Origin of the sequence: Hahella sp. CR1 (genome assembly GCF_029813005.1) — a bacterium.
Taxonomy (GTDB): Bacteria; Pseudomonadota; Gammaproteobacteria; order Pseudomonadales; family Oleiphilaceae; genus Hahella.
Genome location: NZ_JAPELK010000011.1, coordinates 92,777 through 118,089, shown reverse-complemented (window position 1 = coordinate 118,089; position 25,313 = coordinate 92,777). Strand labels below are relative to the sequence as shown.

Below are 25,313 nucleotides of genomic sequence, written 5' to 3'. Positions count from 1 at the left end.
GGGGACTTTGCACGCCAGACGCCCGCCCCTGGTTAGTTGACTACCCGGTCAAACGCCCGTCAGCGCCTGTAAAGGGACATGAAAATGGCATTAAACTCGCGTATGATTCGCGCCCATAAGACGACGAGAGGCGACAACGAATATGACGGTTAAAAACGCGTTTTATGCGCAGTCCGGCGGTGTGACCTCGGTCATCAACGCGTCTGCCTGTGGCGTGCTGGAAACAGCGCGCGCCCATTCCGATAAAATCGGCAAAGTTTACGCTGGCCACAACGGCATTATCGGCGCATTGCGTGAAGAATTGATCGACACCAGCCTGGAGAGCGACGCGGACATCGCCGCGCTGAAACATACTCCCGGCGGCGCTTTCGGCTCTTGCCGCTATAAGCTGAAAGACATCAAAACCCACAAAGCTGAATATGAGCGCCTGATCGAAGTCTTCAAGGCTCACAATATCGGCTACTTCTTCTATAACGGCGGCAACGATTCCTCCGATACCGCCTACAAAGTCTCTCAGATCAGCGAGCAGCTGGGTTACCCGATCATCAGCATCGGCATCCCCAAAACCGTCGACAACGACCTGCCTATCACCGACTGCTGTCCTGGGTTCGGCTCCGTCGCCAAATATATCTCTACCTCGATTATGGAAGCCTCCCTGGATATCCAGTCCATGTGCGAGTCCTCAACCAAGATATTCGTCATGGAAGTAATGGGGCGTCACGCCGGCTGGATTGCGGCGGCGGCGGGACTGGCGCAGCGCGAAGAAGGCGGGGCGCCGCAGATTATCCTGTTCCCGGAAACGCCATTTGATAAAGCCAGCTTCCTTCGCCGCGTAGACGAAGTAGTCAAGCGCGACGGTTTTTGCGCCATCGTGGTGTCGGAAGGTGCGCAATATGCGGACGGGCGCTTCCTGTCCGACGCCGGCGTCACCGATGCTTTCGGACACACGCAATTGGGCGGCGTAGCGCCGTTCATCGCCAATATGATCAAAAGCGAGCTGGGCTATAAATACCATTGGGCGGTAGCGGACTATCTGCAGCGCTCCGCCCGCCACATCTCTTCCGCCACCGATCTGGATCAGGCCTACGCCGTGGGCAAAGCCGCCGTGGATCTGGCCCTGGCGGGTAAAAATGCGGTCATGCCGGTCATTGTGAGGGAGCAGGATAGCCCCTATAAGTGGTCGATTGGCGAAGCGCCTCTGGCGAAGATCGCCAACGTGGAAAAGAAAATGCCGAAAGAATTCATCACCGAGGATGGTTTCGGCATTACTGAAGCAGCGCGCCGTTATTTGCAGCCATTGATTCAGGGCGAGTCCTACCCGCCCTACAAAAATGGCGTGCCGGATTACGTGAAGCTGAAAAATCAGTTAGTGGCGAAGAAGCTCGCTCATTCTTTTAACGTCTGACGACGAGCCCCATATCGCATTAACGGCGGGACATTCTCCCGCCGTTGTTTCAAATGTCATCTCCCGCCTGTTTAATCCCCGTCCCTTTTCAAAATTCCGTACAGCGAGATTTTCAAAGAATCCAGAATCATCGACTTTTCGCCGCTGCTCTCCGTGCATTTATACATTCCATCTATCCAGAGACTGGCGATGCCATGCACCATTGACCAGGCGGCGTGGGCGATCAAAGAAACATCCCGGTCAGTAAATACGCCCTCGCTCACGCCTTTTGTGGCGATGTTCAAGATAACCTGAAACGCGCTGCTGCCTGCTTCCGCCAGCTCCGGATAGTCCATCGGACAGGCGATCACAGGGCCGAACATCAATTTGTAGAGTTCAGGGTTATCTCGCGCGAACTGAATATAGGCATTGCCGGAATGGCAAAGTTGTTGCGATGGGTCGTTATGCGCGTCAGCGGCTTCCTGGGTTACCCGCTGCAGCTCTCTATATCCCTGCGCCGCCAGGGCGGCCAGCAATGCATTTTTATCCGCGAAGTGGCGATAGGGGGCGGTTTGCGACACGCCGATTTCACGCGCCAGCGCACGCAGACTGATCTTGTCCGGCCCGACCTGCTTGAGCTGCGCCAGGGCTTTGTCCAGCAACTCATTCCTTAGGTTGCCGTGATGGTAGGGCTGGTGCGCGTCAACGCCTGCGACAGCTTCTCTCAAATTACTCACCTTACTCTCTTCTACTTATTTGTGTTTATTGGCTCAGGATAAATCCATCTCAAAGTCTCTCCCATGATCCACAGCAGCTTAACGCCGTTTCGTGCGATGCTTCCGAAGTTAAGCGTTAAATTCCGCTTCAAACCGGATATCTCTGATAAGTGTGGGGCGCAAAACCACAAGCGTCAACATTGTTGACACAGAAAACATTTTAGACACACAATGTTTTCGCCGACAACATAAACAGGAAATCACGTCATGTTCCTTCCCATCGCTCTAACCTGGCTCCACTTTATTTGCATCTTTGCGCTGGTCAGTCTGTTGCTGCAAGAGCGGAAAATCCTGAGTATGAATTGGTCACTGGACACCGCCAAGACGTTGATGGCGACGGACCGCTGGTTTGGGCTGAGCGCGATGACAGTCCTGGCAAGCGGGTTTGCGAGGGTATTTTTCGAGAAAGGCGAGGCGTACTATTTTTCCAACTTCTTCTTTTGGAGCAAGCTTGCGATGTTCATCATCGCCGGGCTGATTTCCATTTATCCGACAGTGCAGTTTCTGCGCTGGCGCAAGCCGATTCAGGCCGGACAAACGCCGGAATTTAGCGTCGACGCCCGTCGCAATGTCACTCGCGCAATCCATGCGCAAATGCTTTTGGTCCTGCTGATTCCGTTATGCGGCGTGCTCATGGCGCGTGGGTATGGCTAAGCGCCCTCAGGCATTAAGAAATTCATTGATGTACTCGGACATCACAACGTGGGTTTTGATTTTCCCCACCCCCTGAATCGCGGTAAGACGGTCGCGGACTTCATGAATCCGCGCCATGTTCGGCGCCTTCAGGAACAGCATCATATCCGTATCCCCGGCGACCCCATGACACACTTTGATTTCAGGAATGGTTCTGAGTATCTGCGCCATTTCCGTACACTGAATTTCGTTATAGCTGATCTCCAGATACACCGAGACCTGGTCCTCCCGAGCCTGAGTGACGAGCACCTGGTAGCCGCGGATAATTCCCGTCTCTTCCATTTTGCGGATACGATCCGTCACCGCCGAGCGGGACAGGCTTACTTTCTCCGCGATGGCGGATACTGGCTGTCTCGCATTTTCACGCAATGACTGAAGAATTTTTTCATCGAATTTGTCCACAGGCTCTCCCACTAAAATACTCGACAAATCAAATATCAAGCGCCGTTTCACCCGCATTTTGGCGACGCGCCGACGTTATGCCGATCAAACCGGCATTTTGGCGGCGTAAAGCCGCAATTTGCAACGAGGGATTTGATTATTATTACAAAGGTCCGTCGCCGTTTCGTCATTGACAGCACGACGCTGTCCATAGACCCCGCAACACCTCAAGGAAAATTATCATGCAGTCGCTCCACCGCTCGCTCAGTTTCAGTCAGGGTCTTGGCATCTTGGTGTCCGCCCTCTTGGGGACCGGCGTCTTTATCGTTCCCGAGCTCACCGTCAAACAGTCCGGCGCCAACGCGCTGTGGGGATGGGGCTTGCTGGTGTTCGCCATTATTCCCATCGCCTTCGCTTTCGCCAGACTGGGTAAACGTTATCCTCACGCCGGCGGCGCCTCTCACTACGTGCATTCCGCCTTTGGCGCGACTCAAGGCCGCATCGTAGGTTGGGTTTTACTGGCCCTGGTGCCGGTAGGGTTGCCCGCGGCGATGGAAATGGCGGGCTGGTTTCTCACCTCTCTGGTGGCGCTGACGCCGGCGGAGCTCCTCGTCGTCAAACTGGCGCTGGTGGCAGGCATGCTGTGGGTCAACCTGAGAGGCGTCAAGCTGTCAGGCTCATTACAAACCACCATCGCCTTCAGCGTCGGCGGCATTGTGGTGCTACTGTCGGTACTGGCCTGGTTTGACGTCATTCCGCCAATCCCTGCTGAACCGACCTCTTTCAACTGGGGCCAGATTGGCGCGGCGGCGGGACTCGCCTTCTGGAGTTTTATCGGCATTGAAACCCTGGCTCACCTATCGACGGAGTTCAAAAATCCCGAGCGGGACTTTCCTCTGTGCCTGATTATCGGCGTGGCGCTGGTCGGACTGGTGTATTGGATGGGCAGCTGGGTGACGCTGCACTACGCGCTGGGCGCAGATTATTCCGGTCCCGCCATGGTTTATCTGTTCGATGCGCTGATCGGCGGACACGGCAAGCTGCTGATTGGGCTGTTTGGTTTCCTGTCCTGCGTGGCAACCATGAATATCTATCTGGCTGGCTCTTCCCGCATGTTATGGAGCCTGGGTAAGGATGGCGCGACCTATCCCGCTTTGGGCAAGGTCAACCGCCATGGCGCTCCCGCGAATGCGGTGTTCGCCATGTCCATCGCCAGCGTGGCGAGCCTGCTTGTGTTCTCCGTGTTACAGGTTCCGTTGGAAGAGCTGATTCGCATGGCTAACGGCATGATCGTATTGGTTTACCTGCTGACGATGCTGTCCGCCGTGCGCCTGTTTCAAGGCAAGGACCGTGTGTTGCCAGGCCTGGGAGTGTTGGTGTGCCTCTATCTGGCGTATACGCTGATGAGTTCGCTGTGGTGCATCGCGGTGGTTTACACCGGTATCTTCATTGTTCTGAAATTACGTAAACCTAAGCAGACGCTGATGGGAGCGCAGGCGTAACGCCTGCATCCCCACTTTAATTCTGGCTTATCCCAGCGCTTCATCCATGATCTCAATCCAGTGCCTGACCGGCACCCTCGCCTCGGACGCCAGATGCAACTGACACCCCACATTCGCGGTGACGATGGTGTCAGGATCATCCTGCACCAGCGCCGCCACCTTCTTCTTTAAAAGCTGACGGCTCATTTTCGGTTGCAGCAGCGAATAGGCGCCGGCGGACCCGCAACAGAGGTGCTTGTCGCGCGCTGAAGCGAGATCAAACCCTACATCGGTCAGAATCTTTTCTACGATCCCCGGCAATTTTTGTCCATGCTGCAACGTACAAGGACAATGCACGGCGATTTTCGAGTAGTTCCTTTTTATAGACAGGACGGACAGGTCCTCCGCCGCCACCACCTCGCTAAGATCACGGGTCATTTTCGACACTCGATGGGCCTTTTCCGCGTACTCGGGATCATCCTTTAAGATGTGCCCGTACTCCTTCACCAGCTCACCGCACCCTGAAGCAGTAATAACAATGGCTTCCAATCCTGATTCGATGGCCGGCCACCAGGCGTCAATGTTCTTTTTCATCAGACGCTTGCCTTCATCCTGCGCGCCCAGATGATAACTGACCGCGCCGCAACAGCCCGCCTCGTTTGAGGCGATCAGACTGACGCCAAGCCGGTCCAGCACCCGCGCCGCGGCTGCATTGGTGTTGGGCGTGGTGACGCTTTGGGCGCAGCCGTGCAGTCCCATCATCACTCTGGGCTGACGCTGGGGCGGCCAGGTGATCGGCACCTGCTTCTCAGGAATTTTCTTGCGCAGATATTCCGGGAGCGCCGGCCTCACCCATTGTCCGACGACAATCAGGAAGCCAAACCGCTGCGGGTAAGGTAAAAGCAGAAGCAATATTTTGCGCAACAGACGCTCACGCCAGGTTCGGGGCGCTTTCTTTTCCACCACGCCACGGCCGATATCCAGCAGCTTGCCGTATTCAACGCCGGAGGGACAGGTGGTTTCACAGCTTCGACAGGTCAGGCAACGATCCAGATGCAGGCGGGTGCTTTCCGACGCCTCATCCGTCTCCAGCATTTGTTTGATTAAATAGATGCGTCCCCGAGGGCCATCCCGCTCATCGCTCAGTTCCTGATAGGTAGGGCACGTGGCGTTACAAAAGCCGCAGTGCACACAGGAACGAATAATCTTTTCCGCTTCATCGCCTTCTGGCGTGTTCTTATATTTAGCGTGGATTTCGGTTTTCATCAGTGACCTTTGAGTCCCGGACTCGCTCGCTTCAAATCCGGATAAATACTAAAGCCAGGAATACAGCCTGCCTGGATTGAATATGCCGTCGGGGTCCAGCGCCGCTTTTAATCTTTGATGCAACGCCCGCAGCGGCGGAGAGAGCCGGTGATAGACTTCGCCGTTACGGTCGCCATGACGATACAGGCTGGCCTGACCCTGAGCGGAAACCGCATAACGCTCCATGGCCGTTAACGATGATTCAGCCCGCACCCATCTTAAAGCGCCGCCCCAATCCAGCAGCACCGGCGCGTCATTTCCTAACGGCGGCGCGGAAGGTTTGACGGATAAGCGCCATAAAGGCGTCTCGCCTTCAAAGAATTCATGCGTCTGCTCCTGAACCTGGCGCCAGAAGTCCGCCGCCCGCTCCAGCAATTCGCCGCCCCAATAACCGATAGTGCTGGCTACCGCCTGCTCTGCGCCGGACAGGCGCAAGTACAAGCGTCCGCCCGTCCAGCACACGGCTGATAACGGACGCGGCTGTCGGCACAATTCCACCATTTTAGTGATAGCCGTGGCCTCATTGCATTCCTGCACCAGCGTGGTTTCCAGTTCCGGTTTGGGAATCAGCCGGATACTGAGTTCCGTAATGACGCCCAGCGATCCCATGGCGCCGCACTGCGCCCGCGACAAGTCGTAACCCGCGACGTTTTTCATGACTACGCCGCCGAATCGCAGGTGTTCGCCTTTGCCGTTGATAATACGGGTTCCCAGCAGAGCATCTCGTACAGAGCCGCACCAGGGGCGGGCGGGCCCTGAAGTATTGGCGGCCAAAGCGCCGCCCAGCGTCGCGCGTCCCTCATATTCAGGCGGCTCAAACGGCAGCATCTGGCCTTGCTCATCCAGTGTTCGCCTCACGTCAGCGATGCGTGTGCCAGCTCTGGCGGTGATCACCAGTTCAGAAGGCGAGTAATCCACCACGCCGCTATGTTCGCTTAGGTCCATCGCCTCGCCGGCGACGGCGCGCCCCATGAAAGCTTTACTGCCGCCGCCACGTATCATCAGAGGCCGACTCGCCGCTCTGGCGGTCATCACTTGGTCGACCAGTCTGTCAGCTATGTCCGTCATTTATATATGTTCATCCGGGACGGAACTTCCGCCCACACTATTAATTGCCTATCGAGCGATATTCCTGACATCGGCGCAATATGGGAACGCCTTTGCCTGGGTTCAAAACCCCGCCAGGATCAAAGGCTTCTTTTACGGCGTGAAACTGCTCCAACTCCGCCTCTGAAAATTGAGCGCTCATTTGCCGTATTTTCTCCAGGCCCACACCATGTTCACCCGTGATGCAGCCGCCGACGGCGACACACAGTTCCAAAATTCTGCCGCCAAACTCTTCCGTCTTTTCAAACTCGCCCGGCACATTGGCGTCAAACATAATCAAGGGGTGCAAATTACCATCGCCAGCGTGAAATACATTCGCCACGCGCAGCCCATATTCTTCCGACATTTCCCGCATTCGCGTCAGCACATAAGACAACTGACTGCGGGGAATGGTGCCGTCCATGCAATAGTAATCAGGGGAAATACGCCCTACCGCTGGAAACGCGGACTTGCGCCCCTTCCACAACAAAGCGCGCTCCGCATCGCTTTGGGACGTCCGCACGGCGACGGCCCCGAGCTCACGAAACAGGCCTTCCACCTGCTCCACATACTCCACCACCTCTTCTCTCACGCCATCAATTTCACAAAGCAGGAGCGCTTCCGCGTTGGTTGGATAGCCGGCGCGTACGAAATCCTCCGCCGCCTGAATAGCGTAACGATCCATCATTTCCAGCGCGGCGGGAATTATCCCTTTGGCGATAACCCCCGCGACCGCGTCGCCCGCCTTCTCCACACTGTCGAACGCCGCCATGATCACCTGTGCGGCGTCTGGAGAGGGCAGCAGCTTAACGGTAATCTCGGTGATGACGCCCAAAAGTCCTTCTGAGCCAATGATTAACGGCAACAGATCGAAGCCGCAATTATCCAGCCCCTGCCCGCCGACGCGCACTCTTTCGCCTTCTGCGGTGAGCATTTCAAACGCCAGCACGTTATGAACGGTCAGTCCGTATTTAAGACAGTGGGCGCCGCCGGAATTTTCCGCCAGATTACCGCCAATGGTGCAGGCGATTTGCGAGGATGGATCAGGCGCGTAAAACAGCCCCATAGGCTCCACCGCCTGGCTTATCGCAAGGTTCCGCACGCCGGGCTGCACCGTCGCGGTGCGCGCTTCCGGGTCAATGCGCAGTATCCGGTTAAAGCGAGCCAGGGACAGCAAAATCCCATCCGGGCTCGGTGTGGCGCCCGCCGACAAGCCTGTTCCGGCGCCGCGGGCGACCACCGGCACGCCCCAGCGGTGGCAAAGTTTGAGAATCTTTTGCACGTCCTCCACAGAGTCCGGCAATACAGTCAGCAACGGGCGTTCGCAGTAAGCGGACAAGCCGTCGCATTCATAAACCCGCAACGTTTCCTCATCGGCGATGATGGAATCCGAAGGCAAGAATTTCGCCATTTCTTCAATGAGCAATTTTTTGCGGGTTTCAAATGAACTTGCGGAAGTAACGGATGAATACATGGAAAGCCGATTATGATGGAAGGTCTCTCGCCAACAGTTTTCCCTTCGGAAAACACGTATTTTTTAGCATAAAAACGGACTGGCTTGCACCGAAATTTAATCTTTTTCCGTATCGCGCACCAACATTAAGCACAACCGTATTTCATCATCTACACTTTACTTTGGAATTAGTCCGTGGTCTGCAGCCATATTTATGATGCGCCACGATATCAATAAAATCATGGAGTTACGGCATTACAATTGCATTAACCAAGGCGAAGTTCATTGGATACGTAATTACCGAAACGCCGGAATTTTTGTGTTTACGCATTCTCGTTTTTGCGAAAACACTATGCTAAGTTAAATCCGGTAATAACAATGAACAACAAACAACCAACCGAGGGTAAAAAATGAAGAAGACATTCGTTTCTGCAGTTGCAGCGCTTGGGTTTATGACGGCTACCAGTGCAGCGATGGCTGACGGCACACTGGACGCTGTAAAGAAAAAAGGGTTTGTTCAGTGTGGCGTGAGCACTGGTCTTCCCGGCTTCTCCAACCCGGATGACAAAGGCAACTGGATGGGCCTCGACGTTGATCTGTGCCGCGCAGTTGCAGCTGCGACGCTAGGCGACGCTTCAAAAGTTAAATACATCCCACTTACCGCCAAAGAGCGCTTCACAGCTCTGCAATCCGGCGAAATCGACCTCCTCTCCCGTAACACTACCTGGACACTGACTCGCGACGGCTCACTGGGCCTTAACTTCGCTGGCGTCAACTACTACGACGGTCAAGGCTTCCTGGTAAGTAAAGATCTGGGCGTGAAGAGCGCGAAAGAACTGGACGGCGCAGCCGTGTGTATCCAGGCGGGAACCACTACCGAATTGAACCTGGCCGACTACTTCCGTGAGTTCGGCATGAAATACCAGCCAGTGGTATTCGATACTTCCGACCAAACTGTAAAAGGCTTCGAAGCTGGACGTTGCGACGTTCTGACTTCTGACCAGTCTCAGCTGTACGCCCTGCGCATTCAGCTTTCCAACCCAGACAAAGCGATGGTTCTGCCGGAAGTTATCTCTAAAGAACCTTTGGGCCCTGTGGTTCGTCAAGGCGACGACCAGTGGTTCAACATCGTGAAGTGGTCTCTGTTCGCAGCGATTACCGCTGAAGAACTGGGCGTGTCTTCCGATAATGCAGACAAAATGAAATCCAGCACCAACCCGAACGTACAGCGTCTGTTGGGCACTGAAGCCGGCCAGGGCAAAAACCTGGGTCTGGACGATGCATGGGCTTTCAACATCGTTAAGCAAGTCGGTAACTACGGCGAAATGTTCGAACGCAACGTTGGTAAATCCTCTCCGCTGGGCATTGAGCGCGGTCTGAACGCACTGTGGACCAAAGGCGGTCTGCAATACGCTCCACCTATCCGCTAATAAAAGCCTTAGTGTCTGGGCGCACATCCGTGCGCCCTATCCTGTTCTAAACACCCAATTTAATAACTCCTTGCCGATCTTCTGGAGAACATTGAGTGGATATTCAAAGCAAAGGACAGGATAAAGCGAAAACAAAAATCTGGAACGATCCTGCAGTACGCTCTGTATTTTTCCAAGTACTTGCTGTGGGCGCCGTAGTCGCTTTTTTCCTGTACATAATTAATAACGCGCTAACCAATATGGAACAGCGCGGAATAACTACCGGTTTCGCCTTCCTTGGCGACCAAGCCGGATTCGGAATACTTCAATCTCTTATCGATTACGACGAAACAAACTCGTTCGGCCGCACCTTTTTCGTAGGTCTGTTGAATACTGTGTTGGTCGCCGTGCTCGGTATTATCATGGCGACTCTTCTCGGCTTCTTTATAGGTATCGGGCGTCTGTCGCATAACTGGTTAATCTCAAAACTGGCCACCACCTATATTGAGACTTTCCGTAATATCCCTCTGCTGTTGCAGATTTTCTTCTGGTATTTCGCTGTACTGCAAGGTCTTCCGAGCCCTCGCAACAGTATGCAACTGGGCGAATCCGTATTCTTTAATATCCGCGGGCTTTACCTGCCCAAACCGGTTTATGAAGACGGCTTCGGCGTTGTCGCTGCCGCAATCGTCATCGCCATAGCGATCGTTATCGGTCTGGTGAAGTTCGAGCATAAAAGACAGCGTGACACAGGAAAGACATTCCCGTTATTCCTGCCGTCACTGGGCGTGCTGGTCGGTCTTCCCCTGATCGTGTTCTTCATCGCCGGCTCTCCCATGCACTGGGATTACCCTGCGCTGGCGGGCTTCAACTTCAAAGGCGGTTTGACCATCATTCCTGAGTTGATCGCTCTGTTGATCGCTCTGACCGTTTACACCGCGGCGTTTATCGCTGAGGTTGTACGTTCGGGCATTGAAGCGATTCCCAGAGGACAAAGCGAAGCGGCCAACGCACTGGGCCTGTCGAATGGACAGCGTCTGCGTCTGGTTATCGTGCCTCAGGCGATGCGGGTCATTATTCCTCCGATGACCAACCAATACCTCAACCTGACCAAAAACTCCTCGCTGGCTACCGCTATCGGTTATCCCGATCTGGTATCCGTGTTCATGGGCACGACCCTGAACCAGACAGGTCAGGCGATTGAGATTATATTTATGACAATGGCCGTCTATCTGTTCCTCAGCTTGAGCACCTCCGCTCTGATGAACTGGTACAACAGCCGTATTGCATTGGTTGAGAGGTAATCGACATGAGCAATAAATTTGTTCCATTGCCCGACTTGCCCCCTCCATCCAATACGGTGGGAGTCGTCGGCTGGCTCAGAACCAATCTGTTCAGCAGTCCAACGAACAGCATTCTGACCATTATCGCCTGTTATCTGATTTATTCAGCGCTCTCCTGGTTTGTGTCCTGGGGGATCATTAATTCAGACGTTATTGGAACCTCTCGGGAAGACTGCACCTCAGGCGGCGCCTGTTGGGTATTCATATCCGTCCGTTTGCCTCAGTTCATCTACGGCTTCTACCCGTCTGATGAAGTCTGGCGCATCAATCTGATGTTCGCGATCGCCATCATCGGCATCGCAGCGTTAATCATCGACAAGACGCCCAAGAAAGGGTGGATTGCGCTGTTTATGCTGGTCATCTTCCCGATCATTGCGTACTTCCTGTTGTATGGCGGCGCGTTCGGTCTGGAAGTGGTGGAAACCCATAAATGGGGCGGCCTGACTCTGACGCTGGTTATCGCCACCGTCGGCATCGTGGTCTCCTTGCCGATAGGCATCGCGCTGGCGCTGGGACGCCGCTCGGAAATGCCCATCGTGAAGAGCATCAGTGTGGTCTATATCGAGTTCTGGCGCGGCGTTCCTTTGATCACCGTGTTGTTCATGGCGTCGGTTATGCTGCCGCTGTTCATGAGCGAAGGCACCGAAACCGACAAATTGTTACGCGCCATGATCGGCGTCATCATGTTCCAGAGCGCGTACATGGCGGAAGTCGTACGCGGCGGTTTGCAGGCGATTCCGAAAGGTCAGTATGAAGCGGCTCACTCTCTGGGCCTGAGCTACTGGAAAATGATGTTCTTCATCATTCTTCCGCAAGCGCTGAAGCTGATGATTCCCGGTATCGTCAACACCTTTATCGCTCTGTTCAAAGACACCAGTCTGGTATTGATTATCGGCCTGTTCGACTTGCTCGCCATCGTGCAGTCAGCATTGCACGATCCCAAATGGCTGGGCTTCTCCGTTGAAGGTTATATTTTCGTGGCTTTCTTATTCTGGGTGTTCTGCTTCGGAATGTCCCGCTACAGCCAGGCGCTGGAGCGTAAACTGAATACCAGTCACCGATAGGCAAGTTTTCTGGAGTACGACATGAATACGAATACTAACAGCGCAGATTCCCGCAAGAGCATGATCCACCTGCGCGGCGTCAACAAATGGTACGGCAAGTTCCATGTACTGAAAGACATTAATCTGGAAGTGTACAAGGGCGAGCGTATCGTTGTGTGCGGCCCCTCTGGATCGGGCAAGTCCACCATGATCCGCTGCATCAACCGTCTGGAAGAGCATCAGCAAGGGGATATCATCGTAAAAGATATCCCTCTGACCAACGACCTTAAAAACATCGACAGCGTGCGTCGGGAAGTAGGCATGGTGTTCCAGCACTTTAACCTGTTCCCTCACCTGACAGTGCTGCAGAACTGTACGCTGGCTCCAATCTGGGTGCGTAAAGTGCCGCAGAAAGAAGCTGAAGCGACAGCGATGAAGTATCTGGAAAAGGTCAAGATCCCGCACCAGGCGCATAAGTATCCGGGACAGTTGTCAGGCGGTCAGCAGCAGCGTGTGGCGATCGCCCGCAGTCTGTGTATGAACCCTGAAATCATGCTGTTCGATGAGCCTACTTCGGCGCTCGACCCAGAGATGATCAAAGAGGTGTTGGACACCATGATCGAACTGGCGGAATCCGGCATGACCATGATCTGCGTCACCCACGAAATGGGCTTCGCCAAAACCGTGGCCAACCGGGTTATCTTCATGGACGCCGGTCAGATCATTGAAGAAAATGAGCCGCACGAGTTCTTCAACAATCCACAGAACGAGCGGACCAAACTGTTCCTCAGCCAGATCCTGCAACACTAAGGACAAAGCTTGCAAACATTGACGTTGCGCAGAGCGGAGGCGGCTGACGCCTCCGCTCTTCTACCCCTGATCGAGCAGTTGGGGTACTCCCTTACCCTGACTCAGCTTGATCGTACTCTCTCTACTTTAATCCACGATTCCCACGCGCATTTTATAGTCGCCGTCAGCGGCGATGAGCTCCTCGGCTTCATTCAGAGCAACCTCAAGCGCACTCTGGTGGCGGGCGGCTATGTTGAGATCGTCAGTCTGGTGGTTGATGAACGCGCGCGAGGACAAGGCGTCGGCGGAAAGCTGATCGAATCCGTAAAGGAGTGGGCAAAACAACAGGGAGTATTTAAAATTCGATTAGGGTCGCGAATTCATCGGGAGCAGGCTCACCAGTTTTACGAGGGTCTGGGTTTTACCCGCATCAAGACACAACACTGGTTTGAGATCACTTTATGAGTAAGCATCAGTACTTTCAGGTTGACGCATTCACTTCCAACGTATTTTCCGGAAACCCCGCCGGGGTTTGCAGCCTGGACGACTGGCTGCCGGACGATACGCTCTGCAAAATCGCCGCCGAGAATAACTTATCGGAAACGGCGTTCTACGTACCCCGCACCAACGGCTTCGACCTGCGCTGGTTCACGCCGGAAGCGGAAGTGGATTTATGCGGCCACGCTACGCTGGCCACCGCATTTGTTCTTTACGAATTGAAGGGGTTCAAGGGACCTCGCATTCAGTTCCATACCCGCAGCGGCACGCTGGAGGTGTCTCCTCACAAGCATGGCGGCTACGCCATGTTGTTCCCCAGCCGCAAAGGCGAAGTGGTTGAACCGGAGCAGGCCCTGCTGGAAGCGCTTGGCGGCGTAAAACCGCTGGAGGTGCTTAAGTCCAGGGACTATATGGTCGTACTGGAAAACGAAGCCGCCGTACGCGCCGTCTATCCTGACATGCGCATGCTGAAACTTGTCGACTCCCTGGGCGTCATCGTCACCGCCAAAGGCGACAAGGTCGACTTCGTCTCCCGCTTCTTCGCCCCCAAAGTCGGCGTGCCGGAAGACCCCGTCACTGGCTCCGCCCATTGCACACTGACGCCTTACTGGTCAGAAAAACTGGGCAAAGTGGAGCTGACCGCCCGCCAGATCTCCCAACGCGGCGGCGAAGTCATGTGCCACTACCGCGGCCCGAATGTGCTGCTGGTCGGCCAGGCGCGACTCTATCTCGAAGGAGTGATTAACGTTCCTGGCGAGAGTTGATAGCGCGCTTCCATCGCAGTCTTTTTTAACAAAGCCAGCACTCGTCTGGCTTTGTTTTTTACCAGCCAAGGCCGTCTAAGCTCCGGCTATACATGCCCTTCCCATCCTCAACTTCCTTCCAATTCCTTCCAACTTTACAAATTCCAGTAGCCGTTTTTACAAAAAACTGAATAGCGTTCAGTAAAACAAGTTCTTGTTCTTCATCATTAATTTCCTCTCAGCCCAATGATTTCGGGGGATTACAGTCAATCAGTGGGTTATTTCTCATTTCAGGCATGGTTCCTGCGATAAGGGGGTAACGACTCAAGTTCACGCGGAGCGTTGGAATTGAGACGGACGGACGCTGAAGGCCCGGTTTTGGCGGCCGCAGGAATAAAGAGAGCTAACTGTAGAAATAGGATGAGCATAATGAACATGGTGAAAGGAACCTGGAAACAAACTTTTTTGGCGCCGTTGGCGTGCGCAATCGCCCTGTCGGGCTGTCAACTGAGCGATGATGAAGAGAAGGAGACCTCTGAGTCCCGCCCCTACAGCGCGCTCTATGTGTTTGGAGATAGTCTGTCTGATACCGGGAATATCGGCGGCTACCTCTCTCTGGAGACAGACCTGCCTTCCCCCTTTTACAACAACCGGATTTCCAACGGTAAGTTGATTGTGGATTACGTGGCGGAGTCCCTGAACCTGGAGGTGGAGCCATCTCTGTATCTGGGCGAAATCACTGACGGCACCAACTACGCCGTGGCCGGTGGGCAGGCGGACGCAGATCAGAATATCGACCTGGATTTCCAGGTGGACACTTATATGGAGTATCACTCAGAAGAAGCGTCCCCGAAAGCGCTGTACCTGTTCTTTATCGGCGGCAACGATATTCTTGAACAGCGCGGAGAGACCTCCCCTAACAACACTAACGCCCTGAATCTTGCCGCAGACAAAGTGGCCGCCAACGTTCAGGAAGTGATCGACAAAGGCGGAAAAAACATCGTCGTGCTGACGGTCCCGGATGTGGGCAAAACCCCCAAAGTGTTGAAAGAGTCAGCGGAGCCCGGACAGGAAGGCCGTTCGCAACTGGTCAGCGATCTGACGAATTACTTCAACAGCCAGGTGGAGCTGAAACTGTCTGAATTGAATATGGGCGATGCGAAAGTCACCATGATCAACTCTTATCAGATTGCTCTGGATATCCTAAACAACGCCGCCGACTACGGCTTCACCAACACCACCGACGGCTGTTACGTAACGGAAGACCTTGAGTTCAGCGATATCTGTAGCGAAGAGCAGTTCGACAGTTTCTATTACTTCGACAGCATTCACCCTTCTGGTAAAACCCATCAATTGATCGGAGAGAAAGTGGCGGCGGAAATTCCCGCTCCGGCGGGTTCCTGAGCGCTATCGCCACAGATGCAGCAACCACAGTAAAGTGGCCAGCTGTGTAAGCAGTAGAATCCCGCTCAGCGTACGCCAGAAGGCCAAAGGATTGCGCTCGATGATGGGAAGCGCGTTATCCGGCATAAGCCGGGAGTTGGGATGAGTCATGTCCTGCAACCATTCGGAAAAGCTGTCGTAGCGACGACGCGGGTCCAGTTGCAGGGCTTTCTTCAAGGCCCCGTCCATCCACACCGGAACCATCGGGTTGTGATGATAGGCGGGGGTATATTTTAATTTGGCCAACGCCGTCGGCGACGCGGCCTTTTCATAGGCTTCGCCGTACGGCAAATGCCCGGTCAACATTTCATACCCGATTACCGCCACGGAAAACAGCTCGGATCGCGTTGTGGCTTTCGTCCCCAACACATATTCCGGCGCGCTATAGCTGGCGGTGCCCAGCGCCCTTTCCCGGGCAATGGGCAGATACATTTCCTCCACACCCGGAATACGACAGGAACCAAAATCCACCAGCGTGACGTGATCCTCATTAGTAATCAGGAGATTGTCCGGCTTGATATCCTGGTGCAAAGTCTCTTTGCGATGTAACGCCCGCACGCCTTTGACTATCTGTTCCAAAATACGCGTCACCCGATGAATATCCGGGCGGGAGTTGTCGCGAATCCATCGTGACAAGGGCGCGCCCGGCACGAACTCCGTCAAATAATACAAACAGCTGCGCGCTCGTTTGCAGGGAATCAGGCCCGCCACATGGGGATTCTGGACGCGCCGGGCAATCCATTCCTCCATGGTGAAACGTTCGATATAGGCGGGATCGTCCACAAAATTAAGTGACGGGGTTTTCATTACCGCGCGCATCCCGGTTTCTATATCAGTAACCTGATAGACCTGACTGCGCGCGGTTTCGTGCAGAATGCGCTCGACGCGATAGCCGTCCAGACTCTGTCCCACTTCCAACGGCGGGGGAAACGGCAGGCGACTGAGCTCGCGGCAGCAGGCGTCCGCATCGCGCAAGCCGAGGCTGTCCACCCGGAGTATCTGACAACTCAGGTTATCGTCACTGCCCATCTGCAGCGCTGTCTGTATAAGGTCCGCCGCAAGCCCCTGAAACGTCGTTTGCGCTGCGCCTCGCAGCCGCTCCCGCAATTGATTGTGCGAGATAAAATCATGCAGACCATCCGTGCTCAACAAAAACACATCTCCGGCCTGCACGTCCATCACGCGGTAATCGATATCCAGATTGGGGGAAAAACCCATCGCCCGGGCCAGATAAGTGCGCTCTGCATCGACGCGGGCGGTATGATCCGTTGTAATCTGCTCCAGCTCGCCCTGCCGATAGAGATAAATCCGGCTGTCGCCCACATGAAAGATATGCGCCTGCGTCGACTTCAATACCAGAATGGACAACGTGCATACGTAACCTTTGTCGTCATTCAGCGTGCGCAGGCTTTGTCCATAAAGCCAACGATTCAACGCCTGCAGCACTTTCTGCGCGGCGTTTTTCACCGACCAGGAATCCGGGGTGCAGAAGTAATCGCTCAGGAAATTGGTGACGCAGGCTTCGCTGGCTTCCTTGCCCGCTTCCGCCGCGCTGACGCCATCCGCGATGACCGCCACGGCGCCTTTCAGTTGCAACGTTTCCCGGTCAGGAATTCGCACGCCGATGCAGTCTTCATTGCGGGGTTTCACGCCCGCCATGCTGTGTTGATCAACAGATAGCGACAAATCGCTGGCGAATATCATGCGCCACTATTCCAGCTGTGAAAGTTAAAGGTAGTACGCCGCAGCGATACGCCCATGTCAATCAGTTCACTTCAATCAGCTGCACGCTGCCGTCTTCGCCCACTTCGACCATATGACCTTCTGGTTCATCCAGAAACTGCACGGCGAGAAAACAAACCGCCGCCGCTCCTGCGATGACCATAAAGAATGTGGATGCGTCGACGAATGAATACACCGTCAGGAAAGTCACGCCGCCCACATTGCCGTATGCGCCCGCCATGCCCGCGATTTGTCCGGTCATACGGCGCTGCACCAGCGGCACCATGGCGAACACGGCGCCCTCCCCCGCCTGCACGAAGAAGGAACAGAACATCACCGAAGCCACCGCCGCGGCGATCATCCAGGTTGAGGAAATCTGACTCAGCAACAGATACCCCACCGCCAAGCCCGCAATCAGAATGGACAAGGTTTTTTTACGGCCAAAACGATCCGACAACAGACCTCCGCCGGGCCGCGCCACCAGGTTCATCAACGCGAAGGCCCCGCCCAGCAAGCCAGCCTGAACCGGAGACAAGCCAAAGGTCTCCATAAAGAAAGCGGGCAACATCGACACCACCGCCAACTCTGATCCAAAAGTCACGAAATACGCCCAGTCCAGCACCGCCACCTGCTTGAACTTGTAGCGCTGCATTTCCGGCACGCCCTGCTTCAGACGCTCATGATTGACGTTGTAGATCTGCCAGAACTGCACGATGAACAGCGCACCCAGGCCCGCCCACAAGATCAGCGCCGTGGAGTCGGATAGCAGCCCCAGTCCGGCGGGAGACAGCTTCCAGGTCAGCACCGCCAAAGCGATATACATGGGCAGATTCATGGCGATGTAAAACCAGAAGTCTTTCCAGGAGCTGACTTCCAGCCCGCCGCTCTTTTTGGGTTTGAAATAGGTGGAGCCTTTCGGGGTGTTGCGGACTTTGCGATAAAACAGCAGTCCATAGAAGAAAGCGACGACGCCCGTGGTGGCGATCGCATAACGCCATCCTTCATCGCCGCCATAGATATAGGCGGCGATTGAAGGCAACGTCCAGGCCGCCGCGGTGGAGCCGAAGTTACCCCAGCCGCCATAGACGCCTTCCGCCACACCGACGGTTTTAGCGGGAAACCACTCCCCCACCAGACGAATGCCGATGACAAAACCAGCGCCAATAAACCCACACAGAAAGCGGAACAGAGCAAGCTGCTCAAAGGTAGTGGAAAACGCAAATCCCCAGCACAGGAAAGCGGAAATCATCAGCAACAGACTGTACACCGCACGCGGGCCGAACTTATCCACCAACATGCCGATAACGATACGCGCAGGAATGGTCAGCGCCACGTTCAAAATCAGCAGCGCCTTCCACTGCTCATTGGACATATTGAAGGCTTCCACAATGAAAGGCTTCATCGGCGCGTGGGAAAACCACATGACGAACGTGAGGAAAAACGCGAACCAAGTGTAATGCAAGGTTCGGACGCCCCCTTGGGACAGATCCAGAATATTGAGTTTATCGGATGACATAAATCTTCCTGTCTTATTGGCAGTTGAGTTCTTATAGAAAAGCACTCACAGGAACTACAAAAGCTGTGCCAACCGACAAATCGAGCCTGTCCAACCTCCTTTCAACCTGCCTGGATATTTCGTTCGCAACCGGGAAAAATCGTAAATACCTATGTATATCAGATAATTAAATTTATCAGGCAGGGCGTTAGGCGTTTTACCCGCCATAAAAACGCACCAAATATGCGCAACACAAAAACCCCAAGTCGCACCAAATTAATCACTCTTGTTGGGCGCCAGCTAAAATTTGCGCACTTTTTTAGATCAAAACTCGCTCTAAAATCCGCACCATCAAAATGCGCAACGTCCTATAAAACCTCCAAAACCGAAAATTACTCTTTTATTTACAGCCACTTAAAAATCCAACCTGGCCGATTGGCGCCATTCATGCTCTACCAGGGTCAATTAGCCTGTAGCGGATTCAGTGAGCTGGAGAAGGTCCATGAAAGAAAAATTAGTCGTCGTCGGAAATGGAATGGCTGGAATGCGGACGGTCGAGGAGTTGCTAAAAATAGCGCCGGATAAATACGACATCACCGTGTTCGGATCAGAGCCTCACGGCAATTACAACCGCATCATGTTGTCACCGTTGTTGTCTGGAGAAAAGACGCTCGAAGACATCATGATCAACGACATGGAATGGTACAAAACCCACCAGATCACCTTGCACGCCGGCTGGGAAAAACGGGCGTTGAAAGTGGATCGCCGCAACAAGGTTGTGTATGCGGCGGACGGAACGGAAGCGCCCTATGACAGGCTGCTGCTGTCCACCGGCTCCAATCCCTTCATTATTCCTGTGCCAGGCAAAGACCTGAAAGGCGTCATCACCTTCCGGGATATTTCCGATGTAGACACCATGCTGTCCGCCGCCAAATCCAAACAGCACGCTATCGTGATCGGCGGCGGCCTGCTTGGTCTGGAAGCCGCCAACGGATTGTTGAAACACAGCATGGACGTCACGGTCGTGCATAACTTGGAAATTCTGATGAACCGCCAGCTGGACGGTCCTTCCGCCCGCTTTCTACAGGCGGCATTGGAAGAGCGCGGCATGAAATTCCGCATGTCCGCCAACACGTCTTGCCTGGAAGGCGATGAACATGGCGGCGTCAAAGCGATCAAGTTCGACACCGGCGAGACGCTGCCTGCGGATATCGTAGTGATGGCGGTCGGTATTCGTCCCAACACCGAGCTGGCGCAATCCTGCGGTTTGTATTGTGAGCGCGGAGTGGTGGTCAATGACACCATGCAGACCTTCGACCCCAGCATCTACGCCATTGGCGAGTGCGTGCAACACCGAGGGGAATTATTCGGCTTAGTCGCCCCCATTTGGGATCAGGCCAAAGTCTGCGCCAACCATCTGGCAGGCTACGGCATTGGCATCTACAAGCAGAAAGAAGTCTCCACCAAACTCAAAGTCACCGGCATTGATGTGTTTTCCGCCGGCAATTTCCTGGGGGACAACGACAGCGAAAACATCGTGTTTCAGGACCCCAAACGCGGCGTCTATAAAAAGGTGGTGATCAGAGAGGACAAAATCATCGGCTCCGTCATGTTCGGCGACACCGGAGACGGCTCCTGGTACTTCCAACTGATGCGCGACAAAACCAACATCAGCGACTTCCGCGACACCTTGCTGTTCGGCCAACACCTGGTGGGCGATTCCGGCCGCCAGGGCATCAACGCCGTCGCGGAGTTGCCTGACGACACAGAAATCTGCGGTTGCAACGGCGTCTGCAAAGGCGACATCGTCAAAGCCATCACCGACAACAAACTCTACACCCTGGACGACGTACGCGCCGCCACCAAGGCCTCCGCCTCCTGCGGCTCCTGCACCGGGCTGGTGGAACAGGTTCTGGCGGCCACCGTGGGCGGCGACTACAGCACCGCGCCCAGCGAAAAGCCGCTTTGTAAATGCACTGGCTACGGCCATGACACTGTCCGCAAAACCATTCTCGATAACGGCCTGAAAACCTTTCATGAAGTCGCCGCTTTCATGGAATGGGACAAGCCGGACGGCTGTCATGTCTGCCGCCCGGCCATCAACTATTATCTGGTTTGCGCCTGGCCGGACCAGAAAGTGGATGATCCACGCTCCCGCTTCATCAACGAGCGGGTGCACGCCAATATTCAGAAAGACAATACTTACAGCGTCGTACCGCGCATGTGGGGCGGCCTCACTACACCCAACGAACTGCGCGCCATCGCCGATGCGGCGGACAAATACCAAGTGCCCTGCGTGAAAGTCACCGGCGGCCAGCGTATCGACCTGCTCGGGGTCAAGAAAGAAGACCTGCCCCACATCTGGAAAGACCTGAACAACGCCGGCATGGTGTCCGGCCACGCCTACGGCAAAGCCTTGCGCACCGTGAAGACCTGCGTCGGCTCGGAGTTCTGCCGCTTCGGCACCCAGGACTCCACCCGTATGGGCGTCAAACTGGAGAAGATGACCTGGGGCTCCTGGACGCCAGCCAAAGTGAAAATGGCGGTATCCGGCTGCCCGCGCAATTGCGCCGAAGCGACGATCAAGGACTTCGGCGTGGTAGCGGTGGACTCCGGCTGGGAACTTTACGTAGGCGGCAACGGCGGCATGAAAGTGCGCGTATCCGACTTCCTGGTCAAAGTGTCCACCATGGACGACGTCATGGAGTACGCCGGCGCCTTCATGCAGATGTACCGCGAGCAGGGTCACCACAACGAGCGCACTGCGCCCTGGGTGGAGCGCGTCGGTCTCAGCTATATCAAGACCGAGCTGGTGGACAACCCGGAACAGCGCAAAGCGTTTCACACCCGCTTTCTGGCGTCGCAGACACTGGCGCAGATCGATCCCTGGGCGGAACGGGCGGCTCAAGGCGTAGAAAAACAGGAATTCATTCCTCTCACGCAATTGAACTGAAACCGCGCAGATACCTGAATCTGAGTACCACAGAGACGTAAGACAGAAGAGATATCAACTATGACACAGTGGATCGAGGTAGGCAGTCTTGAAGAAATACCGCGTCTTGGCGCCCGCGTAGTGCAATCCCGTTTCGGCGACCTGGCGGTGTTTCGCACCAAGGACGACAAAGTGTTCGCCCTGCGCGACAAATGCCCGCACAAGGGCGGCGCGCTGTCCCAGGGAATCGTGCACGGCGACAACGTCACCTGCCCGCTGCACAACTGGGTGATCAGCCTGCAGAACGGCGAAGCCCAAGGTTATGACACCGGCTGTACGCGCACATTCCAGGTGCGCATGGAAGGCCGGCAAATATTCGTGGCCCTCACCGCCACGGAAGAGAGCGATTGAAAATGGTGAGCTTGGGGACTCTTTTCCCATTGAAACGGCGGGACCGCACTCCCCGCCGCGGTTTCGCCGTTTCACCCTTTTTGCATCAGGCCCGAGTTTATGACTTCTAATCGCACTCTAAACACCACTTGCGCTTACTGCGGCGTGGGTTGCGGCATTAAGGCGCAAGTGCTCGATGCGGCGACGCGGCAGACCCGCATTACCGGCGATCCCAGCCATCCCGCCAACTTCGGTCGTTTGTGTTCGAAAGGCGCCGCGCTGGCGGACACGCTGATCTTGCAGGGCCGCCTGTTGCATCCCGAGGTCAATGGCGAAACCGTATCCTGGGACGCCGCGCTGGACCTTGTCGCAACCACCCTCAGCGCCACCCTGCGTGAACATGGCCCTGAGTCCATCGCGTTCTATCTCTCCGGCCAATTGCTGACGGAGGACTATTACGTCGCCAACAAGCTGATGAAAGGCTTCCTTGGCTCCGCCAACGTGGACACCAATTCACGCCTGTGCATGTCCTCCTCCGTGGCCGGACACAAACGCGCTTTCGGCGCGGATGTCGTACCAGGATGCTACGAAGACCTGGAGCTGGCCGACCTGATTATCCTGACCGGCTCCAATACCGCCTGGTGTCATCCTGTTGTGTATCAACGCATCAAAGCCGCCAAGCAGCAGCGACCGCAAATGAAAGTGGTGGTGATCGACCCCCGTCGCACCGCCACCTGCGACATCGCCGACCTGCATCTGCCGCTGCAGCCGGGAACTGACGCCTGGCTGTTCAACGGCTTACTGGCCTATCTGGCGCGCCTGGGCGCGCTTGATTACGAATATCTTGAGCAACATACCGAGGGATTCGGCCGCGCGATCAAGGCCGCCCGCGCTGAAGACACCGCAGACATTGTCGCCGTGGCGCGACATTGCGGCCTGAAAGAAGGCGAAGTCGCGGCGTTTTACGACTGGTTCCGCAGAACGCCAAAAACCGTGACGGCCTATTCCCAGGGCGTCAATCAGTCCAGCAGCGGCAGCGACAAGGTCAACGCCATCATCAACTGTCACCTGGCCACTGGCCGTATCGGCAAACCCGGTATGGGGCCATTTTCTCTCACCGGTCAGCCCAACGCCATGGGTGGCCGCGAAGTGGGCGGACTGGCCAATCAGCTCGCCGCGCATATGGATTTTACCCCGGACAATGTCGAGCGGGTGGGCCGCTTCTGGAACGCCGCGCGCATGGCCAGTCAACCCGGTCTGAAAGCGGTGGACCTGTTCGACGCCGTGGCGGATGGCCGCATTAAAGCCATCTGGATCATGGGCACCAATCCTGTGGTCAGCATGCCGGATGCGGACAAAGTCGCCCAGGCGCTTTCCCGCTGCGACAAAGTGATCGTGTCCGACTGCATGCAACGCACTGACACCACGGAGTACGCCAACATTCTGTTGCCAGCGCTCGGATGGGGCGAAAAAGACGGGACCGTCACCAATTCCGAGCGACGCATCTCCCGTCAACGCGCCTTCCTGCCCGCTCCCGGCGAGGCCAAAGCGGACTGGTGGATTGTCAGCGCGGTGGCGCAACGCATGGGCTTCGGCGCCGCCTTCAATTATCGCAACAGCCGGGATATTTTCATTGAGCACGCGGCCTTGTCCGGGTTCGAAAATACGCCAGAACAAACAGAGCGCGTTTTCGATATATCCGCTCTGGAAACTCTGACCGACGCCGCTTACGACGCGCTGGAGCCGATACAGTGGCCGGTTAACGCCGCCACGCCCCAAGGCGCCGCCAGATTGTTTGAGGACGGCGGTTATTTAAATCCGAATCACAAGGCGCTGCTGCTGCCGATTACACCGCAACCGCCGCAGGGAAAACGGGATGAGCGCATGCCCTTCGCACTCAACACCGGCCGCATTCGCGATCAATGGCACACCATGACCCGCACCGCTCTGGCGCCGCAACTGAATGCACACCTTTGCGAACCTTATTGCGCCATGCATCCGCAGGACGCGCAGCGACTTGGGGTCGCGCAAAACGATCTGGTCAGACTCCGCTCTCACTATGGCGCTCTAATCGCCAGAGCCGATCTGACGGATGAGCAACAGCCCGGACAGCTATTCGTTCCCATGCACTGGACGGCGCAATTCAGTGCGGCGGGACGGGTCGGCGCCCTGGTTAATCCGGTGACCGACCCTCACTCCGGTCAACCCGAGAGTAAACACACGCCAGTGACGCTGGAACGCTTTGAGGCGGCCTGGCACGGTTTTATTTTCTCCCGGGAAGAATTGAACCTGGAGGGCGCGCCCTACTGGACCAAAATCCGCGGGGCCCGCTTCTATCGCTATGAGATCGCCGGGGTTGCGTCCATTGCAGACTGGAGCCAGTGGGCGCGCGCCCTGCTGAGTCCGTCAGATCAGAGTGAAGGCGAATGGCTGGAGTATCAGGACAGCGCGTCGGGTAAGTACCGCAGCGCCTGTTTTGCCGGCGACCGTCTGACGGCGTGCCTGTTTATCGGCCCTACGCCGGATTTGCCTGAACGTTCCTGGCTGGCGAGTCTGTTCGATCTGGAAGCGCTGACCCACAACGACCGCCTTGGCTTGCTCGCCGGCGTTCCGCGCTCCGACGCCGCCCATGCCGGTCGCACTATCTGCGCCTGCTTCGGCGTAGGAGAAAATACCCTGCGCCAGACGATTAAAGACAAAGGGCTGCAAACGGTGGAGGCCATTGGCCAATGCCTGAATGCGGGCACTAACTGCGGCTCCTGTATCCCCGAACTGCAAAAGCTGCTGTAGCGCGCCCCTCAGGACGGACAAGCTATCGTTGGAAGAGACATTCGGTTTGAGGAGAAACCCTCACCTCGGTTGAGGAGAAGCAAAAGCAACGACCCTTGCTCCTCTGCGTTTGGGAGCCTTAGCGCTCCCTTTTTTAATCTGTTTTAACCTGTTTAGT

20 protein-coding genes are annotated in these 25,313 nt (G+C 55.5%); 13 read left to right on the top strand and 7 right to left on the bottom strand.

Annotated elements, in window-relative coordinates:
- The first annotated feature begins 142 nt into the window (after nt 1-142).
- Complete coding sequence (locus ONV78_RS23700) at nt 143-1,405, top strand: 6-phosphofructokinase (protein WP_216736807.1); 1,263 nt, start codon at nt 143-145, stop codon at nt 1,403-1,405.
- A 71-nt stretch (nt 1,406-1,476) separates the two neighbouring features.
- Here ONV78_RS23700 and ONV78_RS23695 read toward each other — a convergent pair whose 3' ends face one another.
- Complete coding sequence (locus ONV78_RS23695; RefSeq protein WP_279506898.1) at nt 1,477-2,121, bottom strand: TetR/AcrR family transcriptional regulator; 645 nt, start codon at nt 2,119-2,121, stop codon at nt 1,477-1,479.
- Between the two features lie 246 nt (nt 2,122-2,367).
- Here ONV78_RS23695 and ONV78_RS23690 point away from each other — a divergent pair, with 246 nt between their 5' ends.
- The gene (locus tag ONV78_RS23690; RefSeq protein ID WP_279506896.1) at nt 2,368-2,814 is read left to right on the top strand and encodes a DUF2214 family protein; all 447 of its coding nucleotides are present in this window, start codon (nt 2,368-2,370) and stop codon (nt 2,812-2,814) included.
- 6 nt (nt 2,815-2,820) lie between these two features.
- Here ONV78_RS23690 and ONV78_RS23685 read toward each other — a convergent pair whose 3' ends face one another.
- Nucleotides 2,821-3,255: an Lrp/AsnC family transcriptional regulator gene (locus ONV78_RS23685; RefSeq protein WP_279506894.1), complete on the bottom strand. Its 435-nt coding sequence runs from the start codon at nt 3,253-3,255 to the stop codon at nt 2,821-2,823.
- Between the two features lie 221 nt (nt 3,256-3,476).
- Between ONV78_RS23685 and yjeH the strand changes: the two genes are divergently transcribed.
- On the top strand, nt 3,477-4,736 hold the full coding sequence (yjeH, locus tag ONV78_RS23680) for an L-methionine/branched-chain amino acid transporter (RefSeq protein WP_279506892.1): 1,260 nt from the start codon (nt 3,477-3,479) through the stop codon (nt 4,734-4,736).
- A gap of 27 nt (nt 4,737-4,763) precedes the next feature.
- Here yjeH and glcF read toward each other — a convergent pair whose 3' ends face one another.
- The 3 genes from glcF to ONV78_RS23665 are packed head-to-tail and all read right to left on the bottom strand — an operon-like array spanning nt 4,764 to nt 8,580.
- Entirely contained in the window at nt 4,764-5,981 is a 1,218-nt protein-coding gene (glcF, locus tag ONV78_RS23675; RefSeq protein ID WP_279506890.1) for a glycolate oxidase subunit GlcF, read from the bottom strand.
- A gap of 48 nt (nt 5,982-6,029) precedes the next feature.
- Entirely contained in the window at nt 6,030-7,088 is a 1,059-nt protein-coding gene (glcE, locus tag ONV78_RS23670) for a glycolate oxidase subunit GlcE (RefSeq protein ID WP_279506889.1), read from the bottom strand.
- Nucleotides 7,089-7,128: 40 nt separating this feature from the next.
- A complete protein-coding gene (locus ONV78_RS23665) occupies nt 7,129-8,580 on the bottom strand; it encodes an FAD-linked oxidase C-terminal domain-containing protein (protein ID WP_279506887.1) in 1,452 nt (483 codons plus the stop codon).
- Nucleotides 8,581-8,969: 389 nt separating this feature from the next.
- Here ONV78_RS23665 and ONV78_RS23660 point away from each other — a divergent pair, with 389 nt between their 5' ends.
- The 7 genes from ONV78_RS23660 (at nt 8,970) to ONV78_RS23630 (ending at nt 15,788) form a co-directional block, all read left to right on the top strand.
- Nucleotides 8,970-9,989, top strand: coding sequence for an amino acid ABC transporter substrate-binding protein (locus ONV78_RS23660; RefSeq protein ID WP_279506885.1), 1,020 nt, complete (start codon nt 8,970-8,972; stop codon nt 9,987-9,989).
- Between the two features lie 95 nt (nt 9,990-10,084).
- Complete coding sequence (locus ONV78_RS23655; protein WP_216736799.1) at nt 10,085-11,272, top strand: amino acid ABC transporter permease; 1,188 nt, start codon at nt 10,085-10,087, stop codon at nt 11,270-11,272.
- A gap of 5 nt (nt 11,273-11,277) precedes the next feature.
- The gene (locus ONV78_RS23650) at nt 11,278-12,375 is read left to right on the top strand and encodes an amino acid ABC transporter permease (protein ID WP_216736798.1); all 1,098 of its coding nucleotides are present in this window, start codon (nt 11,278-11,280) and stop codon (nt 12,373-12,375) included.
- Nucleotides 12,376-12,396: 21 nt separating this feature from the next.
- Nucleotides 12,397-13,164, top strand: a complete 768-nt coding sequence (locus tag ONV78_RS23645; RefSeq protein ID WP_279506883.1) for an amino acid ABC transporter ATP-binding protein — start codon at nt 12,397-12,399, stop codon at nt 13,162-13,164.
- Between the two features lie 9 nt (nt 13,165-13,173).
- Entirely contained in the window at nt 13,174-13,608 is a 435-nt protein-coding gene (locus ONV78_RS23640; RefSeq protein WP_279506881.1) for a GNAT family N-acetyltransferase, read from the top strand.
- Nucleotides 13,605-14,405, top strand: a complete 801-nt coding sequence (locus tag ONV78_RS23635; protein ID WP_216736796.1) for a PhzF family phenazine biosynthesis protein — start codon at nt 13,605-13,607, stop codon at nt 14,403-14,405. Before ONV78_RS23640 ends, ONV78_RS23635 begins: the two co-directional genes overlap by 4 nt.
- 408 nt (nt 14,406-14,813) lie before the next feature.
- Nucleotides 14,814-15,788 (top strand): SGNH/GDSL hydrolase family protein, encoded by a 975-nt coding sequence (locus tag ONV78_RS23630; protein ID WP_279506878.1) that lies wholly within the window; start codon nt 14,814-14,816, stop codon nt 15,786-15,788.
- 3 nt (nt 15,789-15,791) lie between these two features.
- Here the strand turns inward: ONV78_RS23630 and ONV78_RS23625 are convergent, their stop codons facing one another.
- Together ONV78_RS23625 and ONV78_RS23620 are read right to left on the bottom strand one after the other, a co-directional pair.
- A complete protein-coding gene (locus ONV78_RS23625; RefSeq protein ID WP_279506876.1) occupies nt 15,792-17,531 on the bottom strand; it encodes a bifunctional protein-serine/threonine kinase/phosphatase in 1,740 nt (579 codons plus the stop codon).
- Nucleotides 17,532-17,592: 61 nt separating this feature from the next.
- Nucleotides 17,593-19,065, bottom strand: coding sequence for a NarK family nitrate/nitrite MFS transporter (locus ONV78_RS23620; protein WP_216736793.1), 1,473 nt, complete (start codon nt 19,063-19,065; stop codon nt 17,593-17,595).
- Nucleotides 19,066-19,546: 481 nt separating this feature from the next.
- Here ONV78_RS23620 and nirB point away from each other — a divergent pair, with 481 nt between their 5' ends.
- From nirB to ONV78_RS23605, 3 genes are all read left to right on the top strand, one after another.
- Nucleotides 19,547-21,997, top strand: coding sequence for a nitrite reductase large subunit NirB (gene nirB, locus ONV78_RS23615; protein ID WP_279506874.1), 2,451 nt, complete (start codon nt 19,547-19,549; stop codon nt 21,995-21,997).
- Nucleotides 21,998-22,057: 60 nt separating this feature from the next.
- Entirely contained in the window at nt 22,058-22,387 is a 330-nt protein-coding gene (gene nirD / locus ONV78_RS23610) for a nitrite reductase small subunit NirD (protein WP_127968691.1), read from the top strand.
- Between the two features lie 99 nt (nt 22,388-22,486).
- Nucleotides 22,487-25,156, top strand: coding sequence for a nitrate reductase (locus ONV78_RS23605; protein ID WP_279506873.1), 2,670 nt, complete (start codon nt 22,487-22,489; stop codon nt 25,154-25,156).
- The last annotated feature ends 157 nt before the right edge of the window (nt 25,157-25,313 follow it).

Excerpts from the sequence above, each read along its gene's own strand:
- ONV78_RS23700 (WP_216736807.1), top strand. The coding sequence starts at position 143 with ATGACGGTTAAAAACGCGTTTTATGCGCAGTCCGGCGGTGTGACCTCG.
- ONV78_RS23690 (WP_279506896.1), top strand. The coding sequence starts at position 2,368 with ATGTTCCTTCCCATCGCTCTAACCTGGCTCCACTTTATTTGCATCTTT.
- yjeH (WP_279506892.1), top strand. The coding sequence starts at position 3,477 with ATGCAGTCGCTCCACCGCTCGCTCAGTTTCAGTCAGGGTCTTGGCATC.
- glcF (WP_279506890.1), bottom strand. The coding sequence starts at position 5,981 with ATGAAAACCGAAATCCACGCTAAATATAAGAACACGCCAGAAGGCGAT.
- glcE (WP_279506889.1), bottom strand. The coding sequence starts at position 7,088 with ATGACGGACATAGCTGACAGACTGGTCGACCAAGTGATGACCGCCAGA.
- ONV78_RS23665 (WP_279506887.1), bottom strand. The coding sequence starts at position 8,580 with ATGTATTCATCCGTTACTTCCGCAAGTTCATTTGAAACCCGCAAAAAA.
- ONV78_RS23660 (WP_279506885.1), top strand. The coding sequence starts at position 8,970 with ATGAAGAAGACATTCGTTTCTGCAGTTGCAGCGCTTGGGTTTATGACG.
- ONV78_RS23650 (WP_216736798.1), top strand. The coding sequence starts at position 11,278 with ATGAGCAATAAATTTGTTCCATTGCCCGACTTGCCCCCTCCATCCAAT.
- ONV78_RS23645 (WP_279506883.1), top strand. The coding sequence starts at position 12,397 with ATGAATACGAATACTAACAGCGCAGATTCCCGCAAGAGCATGATCCAC.
- ONV78_RS23635 (WP_216736796.1), top strand. The coding sequence starts at position 13,605 with ATGAGTAAGCATCAGTACTTTCAGGTTGACGCATTCACTTCCAACGTA.
- ONV78_RS23630 (WP_279506878.1), top strand. The coding sequence starts at position 14,814 with ATGAACATGGTGAAAGGAACCTGGAAACAAACTTTTTTGGCGCCGTTG.
- ONV78_RS23625 (WP_279506876.1), bottom strand. The coding sequence starts at position 17,531 with ATGATATTCGCCAGCGATTTGTCGCTATCTGTTGATCAACACAGCATG.
- ONV78_RS23620 (WP_216736793.1), bottom strand. The coding sequence starts at position 19,065 with ATGTCATCCGATAAACTCAATATTCTGGATCTGTCCCAAGGGGGCGTC.
- nirB (WP_279506874.1), top strand. The coding sequence starts at position 19,547 with ATGAAAGAAAAATTAGTCGTCGTCGGAAATGGAATGGCTGGAATGCGG.
- nirD (WP_127968691.1), top strand. The coding sequence starts at position 22,058 with ATGACACAGTGGATCGAGGTAGGCAGTCTTGAAGAAATACCGCGTCTT.
- ONV78_RS23605 (WP_279506873.1), top strand. The coding sequence starts at position 22,487 with ATGACTTCTAATCGCACTCTAAACACCACTTGCGCTTACTGCGGCGTG.